The 21,943-nt window shown below is 34.1% G+C and carries 20 protein-coding genes; 9 read left to right on the top strand and 11 right to left on the bottom strand.

Annotated features, from left to right (window positions below; translation table 11 throughout):
• Position 1 precedes the first annotated feature (1 nt).
• From nqrE to Q1B37_RS04185, 5 genes are read right to left on the bottom strand one after another with little or no spacing between them, the layout of a single operon-like run.
• Positions 2–715 (bottom strand): NADH:ubiquinone reductase (Na(+)-transporting) subunit E, encoded by a 714-nt coding sequence (gene nqrE, locus Q1B37_RS04205; RefSeq protein WP_299602685.1) that lies wholly within the window; start codon positions 713–715, stop codon positions 2–4.
• An 11-nt stretch (positions 716–726) separates the two neighbouring features.
• Positions 727–1,425, bottom strand: a complete 699-nt coding sequence (locus tag Q1B37_RS04200) for an NADH:ubiquinone reductase (Na(+)-transporting) subunit D (protein WP_299602688.1) — start codon at positions 1,423–1,425, stop codon at positions 727–729.
• Positions 1,426–1,428: 3 nt separating this feature from the next.
• Entirely contained in the window at positions 1,429–2,184 is a 756-nt protein-coding gene (locus tag Q1B37_RS04195; RefSeq protein WP_299602690.1) for a Na(+)-translocating NADH-quinone reductase subunit C, read from the bottom strand.
• 2 nt (positions 2,185–2,186) lie between these two features.
• Positions 2,187–3,431, bottom strand: a complete 1,245-nt coding sequence (locus Q1B37_RS04190) for an NADH:ubiquinone reductase (Na(+)-transporting) subunit B (protein ID WP_299895778.1) — start codon at positions 3,429–3,431, stop codon at positions 2,187–2,189.
• Between the two features lie 4 nt (positions 3,432–3,435).
• Positions 3,436–4,788, bottom strand: a complete 1,353-nt coding sequence (locus Q1B37_RS04185) for a Na(+)-translocating NADH-quinone reductase subunit A (protein WP_299895776.1) — start codon at positions 4,786–4,788, stop codon at positions 3,436–3,438.
• A 189-nt stretch (positions 4,789–4,977) separates the two neighbouring features.
• Between Q1B37_RS04185 and Q1B37_RS04180 the strand changes: the two genes are divergently transcribed.
• Positions 4,978–6,246: a DUF5103 domain-containing protein gene (locus Q1B37_RS04180; protein WP_299895774.1), complete on the top strand. Its 1,269-nt coding sequence runs from the start codon at positions 4,978–4,980 to the stop codon at positions 6,244–6,246.
• Between the two features lie 52 nt (positions 6,247–6,298).
• Here the strand turns inward: Q1B37_RS04180 and Q1B37_RS04175 are convergent, their stop codons facing one another.
• Positions 6,299–9,802: a starch-binding protein gene (locus Q1B37_RS04175; protein ID WP_299895772.1), complete on the bottom strand. Its 3,504-nt coding sequence runs from the start codon at positions 9,800–9,802 to the stop codon at positions 6,299–6,301.
• A 389-nt stretch (positions 9,803–10,191) separates the two neighbouring features.
• Here Q1B37_RS04175 and Q1B37_RS04170 point away from each other — a divergent pair, with 389 nt between their 5' ends.
• Together Q1B37_RS04170 and apaG are read left to right on the top strand one after the other, a co-directional pair.
• Entirely contained in the window at positions 10,192–11,250 is a 1,059-nt protein-coding gene (locus Q1B37_RS04170) for a DUF3667 domain-containing protein (RefSeq protein ID WP_299895769.1), read from the top strand.
• A gap of 2 nt (positions 11,251–11,252) precedes the next feature.
• Positions 11,253–11,639 (top strand): Co2+/Mg2+ efflux protein ApaG, encoded by a 387-nt coding sequence (apaG, locus tag Q1B37_RS04165; RefSeq protein ID WP_299895767.1) that lies wholly within the window; start codon positions 11,253–11,255, stop codon positions 11,637–11,639.
• Here the strand turns inward: apaG and Q1B37_RS04160 are convergent.
• A complete protein-coding gene (locus Q1B37_RS04160) occupies positions 11,608–12,624 on the bottom strand; it encodes a DUF6695 family protein (RefSeq protein ID WP_299895856.1) in 1,017 nt (338 codons plus the stop codon). The genes apaG and Q1B37_RS04160 overlap by 32 nt on opposite strands.
• A 65-nt stretch (positions 12,625–12,689) precedes the next feature.
• Positions 12,690–13,409, bottom strand: a complete 720-nt coding sequence (locus tag Q1B37_RS04155; RefSeq protein ID WP_299895764.1) for an NRDE family protein — start codon at positions 13,407–13,409, stop codon at positions 12,690–12,692.
• A 162-nt stretch (positions 13,410–13,571) separates the two neighbouring features.
• Between Q1B37_RS04155 and pruA the strand changes: the two genes are divergently transcribed.
• The 3 genes from pruA to Q1B37_RS04140 are packed head-to-tail and all read left to right on the top strand — an operon-like array spanning position 13,572 to position 16,095.
• On the top strand, positions 13,572–15,200 hold the full coding sequence (pruA, locus tag Q1B37_RS04150; protein WP_299895761.1) for an L-glutamate gamma-semialdehyde dehydrogenase: 1,629 nt from the start codon (positions 13,572–13,574) through the stop codon (positions 15,198–15,200).
• Between the two features lie 3 nt (positions 15,201–15,203).
• Positions 15,204–15,629, top strand: coding sequence for a hypothetical protein (locus Q1B37_RS04145; protein WP_299895758.1), 426 nt, complete (start codon positions 15,204–15,206; stop codon positions 15,627–15,629).
• A 4-nt stretch (positions 15,630–15,633) separates the two neighbouring features.
• Complete coding sequence (locus Q1B37_RS04140) at positions 15,634–16,095, top strand: GNAT family N-acetyltransferase (RefSeq protein ID WP_299895756.1); 462 nt, start codon at positions 15,634–15,636, stop codon at positions 16,093–16,095.
• Between the two features lie 80 nt (positions 16,096–16,175).
• Here Q1B37_RS04140 and Q1B37_RS04135 read toward each other — a convergent pair whose 3' ends face one another.
• On the bottom strand, positions 16,176–16,781 hold the full coding sequence (locus Q1B37_RS04135) for a hypothetical protein (protein WP_299602718.1): 606 nt from the start codon (positions 16,779–16,781) through the stop codon (positions 16,176–16,178).
• Positions 16,782–16,864: 83 nt separating this feature from the next.
• Entirely contained in the window at positions 16,865–17,494 is a 630-nt protein-coding gene (rsmG, locus tag Q1B37_RS04130) for a 16S rRNA (guanine(527)-N(7))-methyltransferase RsmG (RefSeq protein ID WP_299602721.1), read from the bottom strand.
• Positions 17,495–17,631: 137 nt separating this feature from the next.
• Here rsmG and Q1B37_RS04125 point away from each other — a divergent pair, with 137 nt between their 5' ends.
• The 3 genes from Q1B37_RS04125 (at position 17,632) to Q1B37_RS04115 (ending at position 20,437) form a co-directional block, all read left to right on the top strand.
• Entirely contained in the window at positions 17,632–18,732 is a 1,101-nt protein-coding gene (locus Q1B37_RS04125) for an acyl-CoA desaturase (protein ID WP_299602724.1), read from the top strand.
• A 43-nt stretch (positions 18,733–18,775) separates the two neighbouring features.
• A complete protein-coding gene (locus Q1B37_RS04120) occupies positions 18,776–19,963 on the top strand; it encodes a pyridoxal phosphate-dependent aminotransferase (RefSeq protein ID WP_299895853.1) in 1,188 nt (395 codons plus the stop codon).
• 195 nt (positions 19,964–20,158) lie between these two features.
• On the top strand, positions 20,159–20,437 hold the full coding sequence (locus Q1B37_RS04115; RefSeq protein WP_299602727.1) for a hypothetical protein: 279 nt from the start codon (positions 20,159–20,161) through the stop codon (positions 20,435–20,437).
• An 8-nt stretch (positions 20,438–20,445) separates the two neighbouring features.
• On the opposite strand, the gene Q1B37_RS04110 is transcribed toward Q1B37_RS04115, so the two are convergent.
• Positions 20,446–21,942: a potassium transporter TrkG gene (locus tag Q1B37_RS04110; RefSeq protein WP_299602730.1), complete on the bottom strand. Its 1,497-nt coding sequence runs from the start codon at positions 21,940–21,942 to the stop codon at positions 20,446–20,448.
• Between the last annotated feature and the right edge of the window lies 1 nt (position 21,943).

The following is a 21,943-nucleotide window of genomic DNA, read 5'->3' as shown; positions in this document are numbered from 1 at the left end:
ATTATTTAAGTATTGAAACGTTAGTATTTTCTGCTACTTCTTTAGCAGTCTCTTCTTTCACTTGCACAGTTTCTTTCTTTTTGGCCTCTTCTTCTTCTCCACCAGTTAACATTCCTCCAAAACTCATGAAACCAATCGCCATTAAACCAGTAAGAATAAATGTGATTCCTAATCCTCTTAACGGAGCAGGCACATTAGAATATCTGATCTTTTCTCTAATAGCGGCAATCGCTAAAATTGCTAAGAACCATCCTATCCCTGATCCTATTCCGTAAACCGCCGCGTGTGAAATCGTCGCAAATTCTTTTTGTTGCATAAATAATGACCCTCCAAGAATCGCACAGTTTACCGCGATAAGTGGTAAAAATATACCTAATGAATTGTATAAGGACGGAGAAAACTTCTCTACAATAATCTCTACCAATTGTACCATAGTAGCTATGGTAGCAATAAATAAAATAAAAGTTAAGAAACTTAAGTCGTAATCTGCATATTCAGGACCTAACCAAACCAAAGCACCTTCTCTAAGAATATACTTATCTAGTAAAAAGTTTAAAGGCACTGTAATTGCCAAAACGAATATAACAGCTGCTCCAAGACCTACCGCAGTAGATACCTTTTTGGAAACCGCAAGGTATGAACACATTCCTAAAAAGAATGCGAATACCATATTATCTATAAAGATCGATTTTAAAAATAACTCTAAATATTCCATGTTTCTTTATTTTAATGATCTTCAATTAATGCTTTATTTCTACTTCTTTGGATCCAGATAATGATTCCCACCGTGATCAATGCCATTGGCGCTAATACCATAAAACCATTATTCTCGTATCCAAAAGCGTATACTCCAGTCTTTTCGATCGGATCTCCTAATACTTTAGCTCCGAATAGTGTTCCTGATCCTAATAACTCTCTAAAGAAAGCAACGATGATCAACAATACTCCGTATCCTGCTGCATTACCAATACCATCTAGGAAAGATTTCCAAGGACCATTACCCAAAGCAAATGCTTCAAAACGTCCCATGATAATACAGTTAGTAATAATCAAACCAATAAATACTGAAAGTTCTTTACTGAGTGTATATGCAAATGCTTTCAGTACTTGATCAACCACAATTACTAAGGTAGCAACAACTACCAATTGCACGATAATTCTAATCTTAGAAGGAATGATATTTCTCATCAATGAGATTACCACATTACCGATTCCTAAAACAAATACTACCGAAATCGCCATTACGATAGATGGCTTTAACTGCGCAGTAATTGCTAATGCAGAACAAATACCTAATACCTGAATTGTAATAGGATTATTATCAGCAAGTGGATCTGTTAGTAGCTTTTTATTCTTCTTCGAAAACAATGGCTCTTTAGGCTCTTTTGCTTTAACTTCAACTTTTTCTTCTGTTACTTCAGCCATTTGTTATTTTTTTAAAGTTGCGAAATAAGGTTGATACATTTTGATCCCTTTCTTTACCATAGCCGTAACACCATCACCAGTGATCGTAGCTCCCGCCATAGCATCCACAGCATTGTCATCTTTTCTCACATTCTTAGGATCTCCATTACCTTTCTTTACCGTAATCCCTTTATAGTTTCCAGCAGCGTCTAATATGCTTTCTCCAATAAAGTCATCTCTAAAATATGCTTCTTTGATATTTGCACCTAATCCAGGAGTTTCTCCTTTGTGATCAAAAAATGCTCCTTTTACCTTCTTAAATTCTTTATCTAAAGATACATATCCCCAGATCGCATCCCAAAGACCATTTCCTCTCATAGGAACAATATAAAACTCTTCTCCATCTTTTTTACCGATGAATAAAGGCATTTTACGTTTGTAATTTGGGTCTTGCTTTAATTTATCATTCTCTTTTTTTACCTCGATGTTAAAAGCATCTTCAGTTTTCTCTGCAACATCACCTACAATGATATATTTTTCATCTCCCACATACTTATTAAAAAGCTCTTCCGCTTTTTCTGCAGGAACAAACTCATTAGGATCTTCGGTATCAGTAACTCCCATAGCAAACAAAATATTTTGCTGCTTCTCTGTAATTTTATTAGCAGTGATATTAGGTTTTAAAACTGAAGATATTCCTGCTAATAAGGCGCCTACTACAACCACCATTGCAATTGCAAAGATGATCGTATATGAATTTTTATCTGTATTAATCGCCATCGTTACGCTGTTTTTAATTTTAGACGTTTCATTCTCTTCTTCACATTTCCTTGAACCACATAGTGATCAATAGTTGGAGCGAATACATTCATTAATAATATCGCTAAGAACACTCCTTCTGGATATGCTGGATTAAATACTCTTATCAATATCGAGATAAATCCAATTAAGAATCCATAAATCCATTTTCCTTTATTCGTTTGTGAAGCTGTTACTGGATCTGTAGCCATAAACACTATACCAAATGCAATTCCACCTACAATAAGGTGTTTCCAGAATTCTAGATTCATTAAAGCATAAAACTTACTTGATTCTGAAATCCAACCTGCATTAGTAACTCCGTTGAATATTAATCCCATTACTAAAGTTCCGATAACTGCACTTAGCATAATTCTCCAACTTCCAATTTTTGTAAAAATTAAGAAAGCTGCTCCTAATAAAATTAATAATGCAGATGTTTCTCCTACAGAACCAGGAATAAACCCATAAAAAGCATCCATTACCGAGTATGTAGCATCACCTGACCCTATAATATTCTTTCCTTGCGCTAATCCTCCAAGAATTGTTTCTCCTGATATTGCATCCAATTGTGCTCCACCAGCAATTTCATTTGCTCTTTCTACTGCTCCATGTACCCAAACTTTATCTCCTGACATCCAAGTTGGATATGCAAAGAACAAAAATGCTCTAATCGTTAAAGCGGGATTTAAGATATTCATTCCCGTACCACCAAAAACTTCTTTACCGATCACCACACCAAAAATTACCGCAACCGCTAACATCCATAAAGGAGTATCAACTGGTACGATCAATGGAACTAACATTCCTGTTACTAAGTAACCCTCTTCTACCTCATGACCTTTGATTACCGCGAATAAAAATTCTACTGCCAATCCAACTCCGTATGAAATTACCACTAATGGTAAAATCTTCCACAATCCAATAACTAAATTATCAAAAGACCAAAAAGCAGCACTAAAAAAACCATTAGAAGCCGCTTCTATTTCTCCAAGTGCTAAATAATGCTGATATCCTGCATTGAACATACCAAATATCAAACATGGTACTAGTGACATAATCACAGTATTCATCGTACGTTTTAGATCATCTGCTCCTCTTACATGAGCTCCAGAATGCGTAGTTTCGTCTGGTAAATACAGAAAAGTATGGATTGCATTAAATGCAGGTGCCATCTTTGTACCTTTATACTTAAGTTTTAAGTTATGTAATTTACTTTTTAAACTCATGACTCTATCCTATTTCTTTTAACATTAAATCCAATCCTTCTCTGATGATTTGCTGATGTGGTTGTTTGGACACACATATGAACTCAGTCAACGCAAAATCTTCAGGAGCTACTTCATACATTCCTAACTGCTCCATCGCATCCAAATCATTAACAGCACAAGCTTTTAAGATTTGTAATGGATAAATATCCATTGGAAAAACATTTTCATAATTACCCGTAACTACAAACGCTCTATGTTCTCCATTCGTATTCGTATTTAAATCATACTTTTTATTTGGGAATAACCAAGAAAAAGTCAATGCTCTAGAAGGAGAAATTTTATTGAAGATTGGTTTATTCCATCCAAAAAACTCATAATCATTTCCTTCCGGAATTACAGTGATCATATCATGATAAAAACCTAAATGACCATCAGGCTTTACATTATCTCCAGTAAGCACATTACCACTGATCACTCTTATGTTATTATCATTTACTCCAGAATCATATACCACTGAAGATACTTCTGCGCCTATTTTTGTCTTAAAATACTTAGGGCTTTTTACAGAAGATCCTGCTAGCGCAATAATACGCTCGGCATTAAATTTCCCTGTTAATAACAACTCTCCAATAATCACTAAGTCCTGAGGATTTACTACCCATACAACCTCTCCTTTGTTTATTGGATCTACTTTAGCGATCTGTACCCCAACATTTCCAGCAGGATGTGGACCACTTACATTATGAATGGTGATGTGATCTAAACCAGTAAAAGGAGAACTTCCATTTTTACCAATAGAAACATGGACATCACCTTCTGTCAACTTGCTCAATGCCGTAACAGCTGCTTGAAGCTCTTTTTCTTTACCCGTTAAAACATATTCAAGATCTGCAGCCAATGGTGCAGTTGCATATGCAGAAATAAATATTGCTTTTGGAGCAACTTCTGGATTAGCAATTACATCATACGGACGTTGCTTTATAAACGGCCAACAACCAGACGCTAATAAGTGAGATTTGATATCTTCTCCACTCATTGACTTTACATCCTTTGCACCATAATCGGCAAATTGTTGTTCTTTATCCGCTAAAATCTTGAACGTTAATATTTTTCGTTTAGCACCGCGAACAATTTCCACAACTTCACCACTTACCGGAGAAGGAAAAAGCATATTTTCATTAGTTTTTGAGTGGAAAAGGGGTTCGCCGGCTTTTACTTCTGTACCTTGTTTGGCAATAACTTTGGGTACAATACCGTGGAAATCGTCAGGCTTTATTGCGTAAACATTGCTCTTGGTAGCCTCAGAAGTAACCTTCTCTGCTTCACCAACCAGCTTAATGTCTAAGCCCTTTCTGATACGAATGTCTTTTGACATATTAGTAGTCTATGTTAATTAACTAAAAAAATCGTGCAAATTTACTAATTAAAACACGTAAGTGAAAGCTGGTGATGTTATAAGATTTTATTTATAATGTTTCTAAATAAGAAGTTTGAGCCCTAAAAAATCTACACTTATCTTTAGGCACACATTTTGTTTATCTTTACACAATCAACAATTCTATTAATGTCACAAAAACTTAAACAATTCTTTTTGATTTTAGGAATTTTTAGCTCCTTTCCATCAATTATTCTCGCTCAAGAAACCACAGAAGAGATCGCACCTCCAGACCATATAAAAACGATTCAACTTTTTGGTAGTGAAGAATTTTCGGGCACACCAATTTTAAAACTTGGTGATCCACTAACCATTAGGTTTGATGATATCAATGGAGATGAAGTAGATTATTATTACAAAATCACCTATTATAATTTTGACTGGACTCCTTCTTCCTTGTACAAAAATGAATACCTAAACGGATTTGATGATATTAGAATAGTCAACTACGAAAATTCTTTTAATACCTTACAGATGTATAGCCATTATACCTTAAGGATACCCAATGAAGATACAAGAGGTTTAAAGGTAAGTGGGAACTATATGATCGAAATTTATGATGACGATGGTGAAATTGTGTTTTCCAGAAAGTTCATTGTTTATGAAAATCTGACTAACGTTAAAGTATACACCAAAAGATCTAGAGATTTAAAATTTATCGATACACGACAATCTGTACAATTTGAAATAAGTTCACCAAATGAAATTCTGAAGAATCCTAAACGCAACGTAAAAACCTTAGTGATTCAGAATAATGATTTAAAAAATGCTATCACAGATTTAGTTCCACAATTCACCGTTGCCAATAACCTAGTATACAAATATGATACTGAATCTAGCTTCTGGGCAGGAAATGAATTTCTTTTCTTTGACAATAAAGAAGTACGATCTCCTACAGCCAACATCAGAGGAATCGATTTACAAGATATTTACCACAATTACCTCTATACAGATGTGGTACGTGGTAACAGAATTTACACTTATTATCCTGATATCAACGGTAGTTTTGTTGTTAGAAATCTAAGAGCAGAAAACAGCAATACAGAAGCGGATTACGTATGGATGCATTTTGCATTGCAGTGCTATGAGCCTTTAGATGGTGGCGAAATTCATCTTTTCGGAAATTTCAATAATTATATAACTGACGAGTCTACTCGTTTAACATATGATCAAGAGAACGGAATTTACACAGGTAAAAAATTATTTAAACAGGGATTCAACAATTACAAATATGTATTGGTACGCCCTGACGGAACCATAGATCCTGGTTTTATTAGCGGTAATTTCGATGAAACTGAAAATGAATATGTAGTCATTCCATATTATCGTGCTCCTGGTGCTCGTTATGATCGTGCAATTGGAAAAGGAATCGGAAACTCAAGAAATATTACAAACTAAAAAAAAAGGGTAAAGCAATAAAACTTTACCCTTTTTAAACTCTTTGCAAAGTTTATTGCACAACTGCTTTTATGGTATGCAGTCTAGTTCCATTGAGTTTGATTTCGTAAAAGCATATTCCTTTTAGTTCATTATCTAAATGATTTAGTTGAATATCCATTCTTCCAGAAATGGCATTATCATTAAATATTGTTCTTTTTTGCCCTAGTAAGTTTATAAAATTAACTTCTAAAACTCCGCTACTTGGCAAATTAAGCCTTAAAAATGAATCCTCTTTAATCGGGTTAGGTATAATCATCGCCTTTACGGTATCTTCCGAAGTAGATGCTATTGTCGAAATTGATTCTTCTACCTCATCAATTGACGGTATCTGATCACATGATGATGGACAAGAATCACTCCAGAAACCAACATATTTTCCATTATCGATATATCCAGCTGTAAACCAACCCGTTCTATTTCTTGCTAAATCTACCGTCTGCATTCCACTACCATCATTAAATACAATACCTATATCATCAGGAGACACCCCATTAGGAACTACGAATGACCATTTCTTCCATGGAGTTCCTGATATAGTGGTCATCGCTTGACCAGGCCAAGCTACTGTGTTTTCTAAAGTAATATTTCGATTTCTATCAAACACATAGATATTCGAAGAACCATTCCAGCTGTAGGTAGGAGTATTAAAATAAATATCTATAACTGTTGCATTTAAACCATCACAATCTATCGGACACTGATCACTCCAAACACCTTCATAATACCAACCATCTGATGAACGCATTAAATCATCTGTTTGATTACCATCGGCATTAAACACTACACGCACATCATTTTCATCAATACCAGCAGGCAACTGCACGGTATAAGAATACCAATTTGTTGTTGGAAACAAACTCATGGATTGCCCTGGCCATTCATTAGTTCCAGAAAGCGTTGCATTTAAAGAAGCACTAAAAAAGTAAACCTGCACCTGATCACTCCAATCCCATGGTTTATAAAAGTTTACAGTAATTTCGGAAACCATTTCTGTCGTAATGGAAGTAACATCGCTTGGAATAGATTTATTTCCTTTTCTGTCTAATGCTATAATTCTAAATTCATAACTGGTATTCGCAGATAATCCTGTAATATTCGTAGTTGTACCATTTACCGATTTCACAAACTCATCTCCTTCATAAATCTCATAACTAGTAACTGCAATATTATCCATAGACGCACTCCAAGTTAATGTTAGCGAAACCTGATCAATTTCTGATGCCACAACTTCTAATGGCTTAGAAGGAGCTATTTCATCAGATGGAATTTCTATAGCTAACGGAACTTTCCAAACTCCTCTACCATAGGTAGCTGCTAATAACACATTATCCTTTAGATTTACCTCTAAATCTCTTACAGCTACATTAGGAAGATTGGAAGAATAATCTTGCCACGGCTCTTCTCCATTTTTTAAATATACTCCTAAGTAGGTTCCCAGATAAATAGACTCTGTTCCTTTGTGATGTCTCACTACGAATTTGGCATCTGGCGGTAAATCCCCAGAAATATCTTCAAAACCAATTCCTTGGTTTTCTGATCTAAAAACTTTTCCGCTAATAGATCCTGATGTAGATACATAAATAATCTGATTATTATCATTATGAACTTCGATAGAAGTAATTGAAGAAGGAAATGAATATATTTTCTCCCAGTTTACACCACGATCTTTACTTTTATATAAATCTCTAAAATCAGCAGCATAGATTATGTTCATATCCGTGGGATCCGACTCTATATGATCTATATTACTACCTCCGAAATCAAAATCAGTTTGTTTTCTAAAAGAAACATTGTCTAACTTATAGAAGCTTTTAAATCCTGCGTAAATATTTCCATTACGATCGGACACCAAAGGCGTTACCCAATTTCCTCTTTCAGGTCCTCCACCAGAATATCTACGAGTTTTCCCACGATCTTCTGTTTTATACAAACTAATCCCATATTGAATAAATCCATAATATGTATTTGGATCATCACCCTGAACTGCACAATCCATACCATCTGCTCCATGATAAACATTCCACTGAGAACCGTCTAAAGCATAGCCTCCATTATCTTGTAAACCACCAACCAAATGATCAGAAGAACTATTCTCTGCTACCGATATTTTATAAAACTGACCAATTTGAAGACCTTTTGTCAAATCCGTAAACGATATCCCGTTATTCACAGACTCATAAATCCCTCCATCACTTCCGCACAAAAGTCGGCCATTATAAAAACGTAAAAAATGTATATCTGCGTGTGTATATGTAGGCTCCGTTGGACTATTCCATCTATTTATTCTTACAAAATTATCTCCTCCATCTATCGATTTCCATACATTAAGACACCCTACAAAAACCATATTCGGATCCTCATCGGAAACCGCTAATGCTAAATCATACCATGCTTGTGTACTTTCTAAAATATTTTCAGTTTCCTGAGTTTTATGAAAGCTTGCACCAGCATCAGTAGATTTATACAGACCTTGAAAAGAGTTTCCAATTGCAGCACTTAACACATATACATAATTCGGATCTGCAGGAGTAACATCTATAACAAGTCGCGAAGAATTGACAGGCAAACCATTTTGTATTACATAAAAACTATTACCTCCATCAGTAGATTTATAAAAAGTATTAGAAGTTGCTGCATAGATGGTATTGGTATCACCAGGTTTTATCTTTATATCCTTAATATTTCCCACTAATGTTTTTACCCAATTTGCACCAGCATCTTCTGTTTTATAAACACCTCTACTCGTTGCCACCCATAATTTATTAGAATTATTAGGATCTATATAAATATCATTACCAATTTCGTATTGATCAGAGGCTTCGAGACCGGTTTTATTCCAGGTATACCCTCCATCAGTCGATTTCAACACACCTATCCCGTAAGAATCACTAGCATCATCATCACCTGTAGATATATAAATTACATTAGAATTATTATAGTCAATTGCGATACCAGAAACTCCAATTTGAGGCAAATCATCAGATAAAGGCTCCCAATTTTCTCCATTATCTATAGATTTCCAAATTCCTCCAGCAGGCGCTCCCACATACATAACATTAGACTGATTAGGATCGATGATCCCAACATTAATTCTCCCTTGGCCTGGTGACCACGAATTTGTAGGATCATGATCAAAAGGCCCAATTGGAAGCCAACTTTCCGTCATTTTACTGTTATACGTCTTCTTATTTTGTTTTTCTTCCCAGACATCCCACAAAAAATCAGATGTTGGTAACGTACCATCTGGCATCACTGTATTCTTATGAAACTCCTGCCATCTCTTAAAAGGTTTATGTCCGTTTCCTTTTACATTAAAATCGTTATTCTCCCAATATCGATCAAAAGCATTGACCAATTCATTAAATTTTAATGTGTTTTTAGTATCGGAAGTTGATTTTTGAAAAGTTTGAGACATCCATGGCGCATCTGCATTATATTGCGCATTTCCAATAGTAACTCTAAAAAAAATAAATAAACATAAAGCTATGCTAAAGACAAGGTTTGATTTAATCATATAAAGGTTTATTAAGTTGTTTAAAAAAAGTATTGTTGCTAAACCGTAATTTAACTACTCAAAAATACCATTTACCTTCTCTAAACACTATACCTTCATAAGCTTTAAAATCAATTTAACTGACTTATTTTCAAATACTTAAACTAACCTAAATCGATAAAGTTAAAATTATTTTTTTCGATAAAAACCTAAAAATATTGCTTAAAAACACTATCAAAATTCAACTAAAACGTTATAATCATTTTTTCCTACATTTTTATTCTATCGTTTGCGTATTTCGAACTTAAATATTTGCAACAACTTACCCAGTTTTAAAGACATTGGAAATTGTTTTATTTTGTAACGAAATACAACTACTTTAGTCTCATTATGCAAACCATCTGCTAACCATGAAAGAAAAGGGGAGATTTCTTAAAAAATATCGAGGTAATGAATGTTTAAACTGTGGAGTTCCTTTGGATGTTATAGATCGTTATTGTCATAATTGCGGCCAAATTAACACTACCAAAAAACTTTCGTTTAAAGATTTTTTTAACGAGTTCTTTGCCAGTATTTTTTCTTACGACTCTCGATTAAGACACACCATCGTGGGATTACTTTTCAAACCAGGAGTGGTTACGAAAGAATATGTCGAAGGAAAACGTATAAAATACGCCAACCCATTTAGGTTTTACCTCAGTGTCTCTATCATATTTTTTATTATTAGTGGATTGTTTATTGATTTTGACACTTTAATCCTTGAAGACCATGAGGAAAGAGATAAAAAAGAAGCATTTCAAGTCAAAATATCGAGCCCTTCATTGACCGATGAAAGCAACAAAACAGACACTATCGCTCAAAATAAAGAGCAGGAAGATTTTGTATATTATGATGAAGCTCAATTAGACACCATGAGCATATATAATGCAACTAAAGGTCGATGGAAAACTTACAAATCTCATTATAAAAAAACAGGACAGTTATCAGCTAGTTTGGCGCTAGACAGTTTGCAACATAATAAAAGTGGATATACCAAATATCTATACAGAAGAAGTATTAGAACAGGAGATCTTAATGAAAATCCAATGGAACTTTTGAAATTTGTATTTAACAAACTTCCATTTATCATTTTTTTCTTCCTTCCTTTTTTCGCTTTAACCATTTGGTTGATCTACGTTAGACGCTCCTTTAACTACATGGAACATCTGGTATTTACTTTTCATACTCAAACCATGTTTTTTATTCTAATGGGGATTGCCATATTACTAGATCAAATTACAAATAGCGAAATTGCTTCTAGCATAGCTATGTTTGTTTTTCTTTTTTATCTATATAAGGCTATGCGTAACTTTTATCAGCAAAAAAGAGCCAAAACTATTGTTAAATTTCTGTTAGTAAACATATTATTTTTTATCTTAGCAAGTATAGGTTCGATGGTGGCTATTATAGGATCTATTTTTATTTTTTAACAATGGTTGAGCAAATAACAAGAGGTATAAAAATTTCGGTAGATACTACCTTTGAAGGCACGTTCTTTAAGAACTATAAGATTCATTTTGCCTTTGGTTACCGCATCACCATAGAAAATCAAAGTAAAGATTCGGTTCAACTTACTTCGAGATTTTGGAAAATAAAAGATGCATTAAGTAATACTGAAATTGTAGAAGGTGAGGGTGTTATTGGCAAAAAACCAGTACTAAAACCAGGAGAGTCTCATACTTACAATAGTGGATGTCTTTTAAGTTCCCCTTTCGGAGCGATGAAAGGACACTACAATATGGTAAACTTCACTTCTACTAGAAAGTTTAAAGTCTTCATTCCTAGCTTTAAGCTAAGTGCTCCTTTTGCTTTAAATTAAGTTTTTTAACTAAATCAAAACGTATTTTATTCCCTTCTTGTTGTACATGACAATACTTACAATTAGAATCATATACGAACTTATATTCTTTGGTTAGACTAAAAACAGTACTCGACTTAAATACACCTCTAAAATCCTCAATTCCATGTTCGGTATATCTACTAATTTCAAACATTGATACTTCGGATGACTTTTTTATTGTAAAATATGCACTACTCCCAATTCCAGAAAGATAATGAGCATTTTCTAAAGAATTTGGCAACTTTATATTAGTAGAATATTCCATATCAGGAGTTCTTTTATCAAAATAGTTCGTAAGATTTTCTTTTAAAACGGAATTTGGATACTCCATTAAAACTCCATTCTCTACCTGAAATATTTGATTCTTCAAAGATCCTTTTTCTACATTCCCTAAAGGACTAGGTGTAAATAATTTATTCCTGAGTAAAGGTGTCCTGATACGAGATTTATCCGTGCTATTCAAAATGGTATCGGTAACAATTCTAGAGCAATTACTGCCTTCTTTTCTAAAAGTTGAATACGGAATACTTCCTCGATCCTGCATTTCAACCACGTAAGACTTGGCTTTTTCATAATTAATATAATCACAAACAGAAGCAACCAATCTTCCAGTTCCATGCGTTTTCTCAGGATGCGCCTCTAACCAAACAAGAAACTTATCCAGATTAGTCAAAGCGCCATCATCAGAGAACGTGGCCTTAAATGGAATTTCTAATTCCACATCTGTAATTGCACTACGTACCCTACCTTTCCCATGAGGCGTAATATATCTACCAAAATCGTAATACTCGGCATTTCCTGTTTTATTTTCAATTAAGACAAACGCTGCATGACCTGCCTTAATAACACCATTTTTTCCCAATCCTAAGAATTGCAAAACACTTGTAGATTTAGTCTCCTCGGCAGAAAATCTAACAAACGTATCTGGAAATGCTAATGAAATTATTTTACCCGTGTAATCCATCACAGATTTCACATTTTAATATTAATAACCTTAATTCTTTTATATAACAATAAGATACTATTTAACTAAGCAGTAATAGCACCAAAAGCTATGGTATGAACTTTGGAATTTTGAAGATCTTCGTATCGCATAGAAAGCTCTTCTTCATTATCTTTTACTACCTGAGTGATGCTTCGAGTTTTAAGAAAACCTCTGTCGATTTGTAAATCGATATTTTTATCACCGATTCCAGCATTTTTATGAAAATTCAAAAGAGATTGGGAAGTCAACGTATTTTCTTGCTCAAATGCATCAAACCAGTTTTCTCTTGTGCTTTTCATTTCTGGAGTATACAAAGTTGAAGATGACCAAATATGCGTCTGTTTTTCTAACTGTTTAAAATGTTTTTGTTTTCCATCCCAAACTAATTCATAAAACTTCAAATCCGAACTCCAGTTTGCTGCAACGATGGTAAATGGTTCTATCCCTTTGTAATCATATGATTCTATTGCTTGTTCCAAATCATCCGCTCCCAACAAGTCCTTAACCACTACTCCTCGACTTTGCCTGTAAGAAATAAGTCTTTCATGAATTTTAAAACCTCCATTAAGCAAACAAATCATCGTATTTTTATCACTGATACCAATCCAAGTACCACCAGCCACCGCATCTTTAGGAAAAAGCATTCTAGTCTTATTAATCTGATAAAACTCTGGAACCAGCGTTTTTCGATTAATTGCCTCATCTCTATTAGAGGTTAATATAAAACCGTTTTCTTGGGTGGGGATCAAAGTTACTGTACACATAGGTCTTTTGGGTCGGATAAATTTTGTACAACTTACGAAAAAAATACATACAATACTTTACTCAAGTTTATAAAAGGTTAAAATCAATATTGCCCTTTTTAATTTCCTATCTTTGCCGCTTTAAGTAAACGTACTCATCTTACAAACTAAATATATCAGATCATGGGAAAAGGTTTTTTTCAAGTTCCAACAGCTATCAATGAGCCTGTAAAGTCATATGCTCCCGGAACCCCAGAAAGAGAAGAAGTTCTGGCAACCTATAAATCAATGTATAATACTACTATTGATGTACCTCTTTATATAAATGGAGAAGAAATCAGAACTGGAGACACAGAAACAATGTCACCTCCTCACGACCATAAACATGTTTTAGGAACATATCATAAAGCTGAAAAACAGCATATACAAAAAGCTATTGACACAGCGTTAGAAGCTCGCACAAAATGGGCAAATCTTGCTTGGGAACAGCGTGCTGCTGTATTCTTAAGAGCTGCAGAATTAATTGCTGGTCCTTACAGAGCAAAGATTAATGCAGCGACGATGTTAGCGCAATCAAAAAATATTTTTCAGGCTGAAATTGATGCAGCTTGTGAATTTATAGACTTCTTAAGATTTAATGTAGAATTTATGACTCAGATCTATGAAGATCAACCAGACTCTACTTCTGGAGCTTGGAATAGATTAGAATATAGACCATTAGAAGGTTTCGTATATGCAATTACCCCTTTTAACTTTACTGCAATATCAGGAAATCTACCTGCGAGTGCTGCGTTAATGGGAAACACTGTTGTATGGAAACCAAGTGATAGTCAAATATATTCTGCAAAAGTAATTGTTGATATTTTCAAAGAAGCCGGAGTTCCTGATGGAGTAATCAATGTAGTATATGGTGATCCTGTGATGATAACAGATACTGTATTAGCAAGTCCGGATTTTGCTGGTATCCACTTTACGGGAAGTACTCATGTATTTAAAGACATTTGGGCTAAAATTGGAACCAATATCCACAACTATAAAACCTACCCTAGAATCGTAGGCGAGACTGGAGGTAAAGATTTTATTGTTGCACATCCAAGTGCGAATGCAAAACAAGTAGCAACTGGTATTTCCAGAGGAGCTTTCGAATTCCAAGGACAAAAATGTAGTGCTGCTTCCAGAGCTTATATACCAAAAAGCTTGTGGAGCGATGTAGAAAAATTCTTATTGGCAGACATCAAATCCTTCAAAATGGGATCTCCAGAGGATATGAGCAATTTCATTACTGCTGTAATTCATGAAGGATCATTCGATAAACTTGCTAAGTATATTGATCAAGCTAAAGAAGATGATAATGCTACAATTATTGCTGGCGGTGGGTATGACAAGTCAAAAGGATACTTTATAGAACCAACGGTGATTCTTACAGAAGATCCAAAATACACCACAATGTGTACTGAACTTTTTGGACCTGTGATTACAATCTATGTATACGATGACAATCAATGGGAAGAAACTTTAAAATTAGTTGATCAAACTAGTGAATATGCTTTAACAGGTGCTATTTTCTCTACAGATAGATATGCAGCTGCAGAAGCCACTAAAGCGTTAGAAAATGCTGCTGGAAACTTCTATATCAATGACAAACCAACCGGTGCTGTTGTAGGACAACAACCATTTGGAGGAGCAAGAGCTTCGGGTACTAATGATAAAGCAGGATCATACCTAAACCTATTACGTTGGGTATCTCCTCGTACGATAAAAGAAACATTTATTTCACCAGCAGACTATAGATATCCATTTTTAGGAGAATAGTAAATGCTAAAACATATTACAAGCAAACCGTATATCTCATTTTGGGTATTATCTCTATTTATGACGATATACGGTTTTTATTTTCAGAATGACACTTTAGATATCAATATACATGACACCTATTACGTAATCTCTTGGTTTCATGTTTTTTTGCTTATGTCCCTTTTATTTCTTGGTATTGGGTTGACTTATTTTACAATTCACAAATTGAATAAAACAAAAAATTTAATACTTACTTACATTCATATTATAGGAACAATTGGTGGACTTCTTTTATTTACATTGGTTCCTTATATTTTTTCTTCCGAATCAAAATGGTCATATAACGATAATCTTATTATTACTCAACTAATACTTTTATCATTAGTAACCTTGGTACAACCTATTTTGTTTATACATTTAATGATTAGTATTTTTAAGAAGAAATAACCCTATGATTATACGTCCAGCAAAAATTAAAGATCTGCCTATTCTGTTAGATTTCGAACAAGAAATTATAAAAACAGAAATCCCAATGGACCCAACTTTAATTACTTCAGAAAAAATAAATTATTATGACCTTTCTGAATACATTACAGCAGATCATACTGAAGTAGCTGTTGCAGAAATTAATGGAGAAATAGTAGGCAGCGGTTATGGACAGATAAGAGATCGAAAAGTGTTTTTCAAAGAAACGACGATGGGATATATAGGATTTATGTTTGTTAAGGAAGATTATCGAGGAATGGGAGTAAGTCAAAATATAATAAAATATTTATCAGATTGGTTCCGCTCAAAAGAAATCTATGAACTCCACTTAGATGTATATGATCAAAATCCTCGCGCCATTAAGGCGTATGAAAAAGCAGGTTTTGAAAAATATCTTGTAAAAATGAGAGTTAATTTAAAAAATTGACCCTCAGAATTAGTTATTGTTTATTTTCTATTAAAAAAAATGAATTTTTATTTTCTTTGACTTTACAAAAACAAGAAACCTCACTTTGCTTTTTTCCTTAAAAACCAAGACAATTTCATAGCTAAAGCACCATAAGCAGCACCTATTCTAATTTCTCTCTTATACGGAGCTAACTTAGCCTCAATACGCAAAGGTGATTTGGACTCCCAGACAACGTTATCAGGGTTAGCTATTTCATATATTTTAAGTGCCACTTCTATCTTACAAGGCTGTGAAAAACCTACATTATACCCAGGATACACCCACAATGTTTCTACATGCAAATTATATTTTGCTTCAGGATTATTTTCTGAAACTTTGATTTTTCTTTTTTTAGGTATTGCATAATTCAAGTTTTCGATAAACATTGGTGCATATACAGTATCTCTATCGGCAAACCAAGAACCTTTGAACCTTTCGCCAGCGCCAGATCCAGGTTTATGCCTTTCTCGTATTCGCATTTTATCTTCTATAAACTCCTCTTCTGTTTCATAACCATGCACCTTTATATTATCATACCCAAAAGTAACTGACAGTTCTTTTTCTCCCGCAAGCACAGAAATATCTCCAGAAGCTGTTTTAATTTTTTGACCTAAAACAGTTAGTGAACAAAAAATAATTAGAAGTATACTCAGCGTTTTTCTCATATTCTTAAGTGGTTAAGTATGTTTTCTCGGTAGTTTTTAGCAATTACTAATTAATAAGGAACTCTCCCTGTTTACTCTTTTTATTATAACTTATATTTTAATGGCATGTACACCACTTTTTTGGTTTCAAAAAACTCCTCTTCAAAATAATCCGACAAATCGTATTGATTCGCTTTTGGAAATGCGGAAAGTTCTTCGGTAAGATCACCTCCTTTTAAATATAGTATTCCATTAGACAATTGATGATTAGACTTTTTAGTGATATTCTTTCGAATCCATTTTACAAAATCTGGCATATTAGTTACAGCCCTGCTTACGATAAAATCAAAACGTTCATCAAAAGTTCCTGCTCTTCTTTGTTCCGCTTTTACATTAGTCAACCCCAATGCTTTTACCACTTCATTTACAACTCGAATCTTTTTTGCAATCACATCTACTAAGTAAAATTCAGTTTCTGGAAATAAAATAGCCAAAGGCACACCTGGAAATCCTCCTCCAGTACCCACATCTAAGACTTTAGCTCCAGGTTTAAATTGTTCAACTTTTGCTATACCCAGTGAATGCAAAACATGTCGTTCATATAGTAAATCAATATCTTTTCTGGATATTACATTAATCTTAGCGTTCCAATCTTTATACAAATCACCAAGCCTTTCAAATTTTTCTTTTTGATCATCAGTTAGATCGGGGAAATATTTATGTAGAATATCCATGGACTAATTTTTAAAGCGCAAAAATACATCTAAACTTGGATATATTTTACTACTTTTTAAGAAGTTAAAAAAATATAAATACCTAACTTTACCGAATAAAGTATGACGAATACCGTTAAGTCATAAATATGAAACCCATGACTACACCTAATGTGAAATTTAGCAGAGTTGATTCAGCAAAATTTTTCAGAACTCTGAATAAGCGAGTGAATCAATATTTCAAAGAAAATAATATTAAACGAACGGGAAACTGGAAGCTACATTTGAAAACAATTATCATGTTTTCGATATTCTTAACCCCATATTTTCTCATACTTACCCTTGATATATCACAATGGTGGATGCTTTTGCTTACCGTTATAATGGGTATTGGTATGGCAGGAGTTGGTATGAATGTTATGCATGATGGAAACCACGGATCTTATTCTTCTAAAAAGTGGATCAACAAACTAATGGGAAGTAGCATGTATATTCTTGCTGGAAATGTATATAATTGGCAGGTACAACATAATGTTTTACATCACACTTACACCAATATTCACGGTCATGATGAAGATATGGATGCTGGTAGAATTATTCGTTTTACAAAACATGCTAAATGGATGAAGTTTCATAAATTTCAGCATTACTACTCTGTTTTTTTATATGGCTTACTGACTTTTAATTGGGCATTAACAACAGATTTTAAACAAACTAAAAGATACCTAGCTCGAAAATTAGCTTATGGTAAACTTCCTAGCCCTATAAAACAGTGGAGCACTATTGTTATAACAAAAATTATTTACCTTCTAATTTGGATCGTAGTACCAATGGTGATTATGTCCATCGCATGGTGGAAAATCCTCATCGGTTTTTTCGTAATGCATTATGTAGCTGGTTTGATATTAAGTATCATATTCCAGTTGGCGCATATGGTGGAAGAAGCTCAAATGCCTTTACCAGACACTACTGGCACTATGAAAAACACATGGGCGATACATCAATTATTCACCACTGTAAATTTCTCAACCAAAAATAGATTAATTAACTGGTTTACTGGAGGATTAAACCATCAAGTGGAACACCACATTTTTCCACATATTAGTCACATTCATTATACCAAAATCTCTAAGATTGTAAAACAAACAGCACAGGAGTTTAATTTACCATATAATGAATATAAGACTACTCGCAAAGCGATTATCGCCCATTTTAAACATCTAAAACAGATGGGAATGAAACCTGCTATGCAATCATAACTTTTATTTATCAATTACCAAAATGAGCACACAAGTATCGGAAATGAGTATTCAATTATCAGACAAAATCAACAAATTAAAGGCCTCTGCAACCTTAGCAATGGCAGCTAAGGCTAGAGAATTAAGAGCAGAAGGTAAAGATATTATCGGTTTAAGTTTGGGTGAGCCAGACTTTAATACTCCGGATTTTATAAAAGACGCAGCCATTCAGGCTGTTAACGATAACTACAATTCTTATACACCAGTAGATGGATATGTAGAATTAAAGGACGCAATCATCACAAAATTTAAAAGAGATAACAACCTAACGTATGATCGTTCTCAGATTGTAGTGTCTACAGGTGCAAAACAATCTTTGTACAATGTTGCACAGGTATACCTAAACCCTGGTGATGAAGTTATACTTCCTTGTCCTTATTGGGTAAGTTATAGTGATATTGTAAAACTTGCAGAAGGCGTTCCTGTGGAGGTAAAAACTTCTATAGAGAATGATTTTAAAATGACCGCTGAGCAACTAGAAAACGCAATTACACCTAAGACCAAAATGATATGGTACAGTTCTCCTTGTAATCCTAGTGGATCTATATACAGCAAGGATGAATTAAGGGCATTGGCAGATGTGCTACAAAAATATCCAGACATTATCGTAGTTAGTGATGAAATCTATGAGCACATCAATTATGTAGGAGATCATGCATCTATGGCTCAATTCGAAGATATGTACGATAGAACTGTTACGGTAAACGGTGTTGCCAAAGCATTTGCGATGACAGGATGGAGAATAGGTTATATTGGAGCACCACAAGACATTGCTAGAGCTTGTAACAAAATGCAAGGTCAGGTAACTAGTGGAGCCAATTGTATTGCCCAAAGAGCAGTTATTACCGCTTTAGAAGCTCCTGTAAGCAATATCCAATATATGGTTGATGAGTTTAAAAACCGTAGAAAACTAATTTTAGATTTATTAGCAGCAATACCTGGTTTCGAATGTAATGAACCCGAAGGAGCTTTTTACGTATTCCCAGACATCTCTTATTATTTTGGAAAAACAATCGATGGCACTACTATTAATAACGCTTCAGACTTTTCTATGTTCTTATTAGAGAAAGCAAATGTTGCTACTGTTACTGGAGATGCTTTTGGAAACGGAAACTGCATCAGAATATCTTATGCTGCAAGTACTGAACAAATTACTGAAGCTATAGACAGAATTAAAAAAGCTGTTAGTTAATTAACAAAATCATATATCTTTTATTAAAAAACCGATGATTCCATAAAAATCATCGGTTTTTATTTTTTCCAAAATAAATTACCGTTTTCGGAGTTATAAGTGATGATATTCTAAAATGTTTTGGGGAAAACACTGAAGAAAGAAATAATTGTAGTTTGAACATAAATAACAATCTTAAAACCCGTATTTGTATTTATGGACATTCTTGAAAAAGAACGTATCGTTCAAAAAAATGTGCTTCAAATTTTCAAAGAGAATTTTAAAAGCCCCCTTTCAGATGATGAGATTCTAAATTATACTCCTTCGGACATCGATAATTCAACATCTTATTACGAAGCAATACTTGACATCTTTTTTATAGAACCTATTTATTTGCAAAGTGTACAAGGCAAAGTAAAAGACACCATTAAAAAGGTGGCAGAGCTTTGGCATATCAATCCTTATGCAATAGGTCCGTGGGAAGCTGCTTTTTAATATAAAGTTCACCTATTTCTCCAAAAGAACGGAGTAAGCAGTATAAGAACAGTAAACAATTCTAAACGTCCGATAAGCATTAAGAAAGAACACCACCATTTTCCAAATGCTGGTAATACATCGAAGTTATTCACAGGACTAAGTTTTCCTAAAGCTGGCCCAACATTACCAAGCGAGGAAGCTGCTCCTCCAATCGCGGTTTCGAAATCTAATCCTAGCATTCCTAAAACTAATGAACCAATTATAAACGACAACATATACAATATAAAAAACGCAAGTATATTATATACGATCTCTTTAGAAACCGCTCTTGTATTATAACGTACAGGCAATACCGCTCTTGGATGCAACGTTCTTTTAAATTCTAAAATACCATTACGAATAGTAATTAAATGCCTTACTATTTTCATACCTCCCGCTGTAGATCCAGCAGATCCACCTAAGAACATCAAACCAAAAAATATTATTTTTAAGAAAGGCGTCCAGACGGTAAAATCAGCTGAGACAAATCCTGTTGTAGTAACAACTGCCAAAACCTGAAATAATGCATGCCTAAAAGCACTCTCTGCTTCTCCTAACACCATCGGATGATCTATAACTGAATTTGCAGGATCCGCTTTCAAATAAATAATAATAGCAGAAACTGCGGTAAACACAACCATAAAAATCACATACCACTTAAACTCTTCATCTTTTAAGAATTTACCAAACTTCCCTTTAAAACCGAAATAACTTAATATAAAATTCATTCCAGCTAAAAACATGAATACAATAATAATGTATTGAATAAGCGGCTGATCATTCCAATAAGCCACACTAGCATTTTTGGTTGAAAATCCTCCAGTGGATAAGGTACTTAACGCATGATTAATAGCATCGAAGAAATCCATTCCAGCTACTTTAAGTAATATAGTTTCTGCAGCTGTATACCCAAAATAGATAAGCCACAGCCTTTTTGCCGTATCTGTAATTCTAGGATGCAACTTATCGGCACTAGGTCCAGGAGCCTCCGCAGCAAATAACTGCATACCTCCAATTCCTAATAATGGTAATATTGCTACCGCTAATACAATAATTCCCATACCACCTATCCAATGGGTAAGACTACGCCAAAAAAGCACTCCTTTTGGCACAATTTCTATTTCATTAAGTATAGAGGCGCCAGTAGTAGTATAACCAGACATCGTCTCAAAAAATGCATTGGTAAACGAGGGAATGGCATCAGAAAACAAATATGGTAATGTACCACTTAAGGACATGAAAATCCATCCAAAAGTAACAACAATATAGCCTTCTCTTTTATTAATAGACTTTTGATGCTCACGCGTAAGAAACATTAAAATTATTCCGACAAACATGGTAGATAATGCCGCTAACATGATTTGCATGGTAACACCATCTTTATAGATAAAACTAACGATAGTTGCTATCAGCATAAAACCTCCATTACAGAGCAATAAAAGCCCCATAATATGAGTAATAATTTTAAAGTTAAGCTTAGACATC

Origin of the sequence: uncultured Aquimarina sp., from assembly GCF_947492965.1 — a bacterium.
Taxonomy (GTDB): Bacteria; Bacteroidota; Bacteroidia; order Flavobacteriales; family Flavobacteriaceae; genus Aquimarina.
This window is presented reverse-complemented; position numbering and strand designations above follow the sequence as displayed.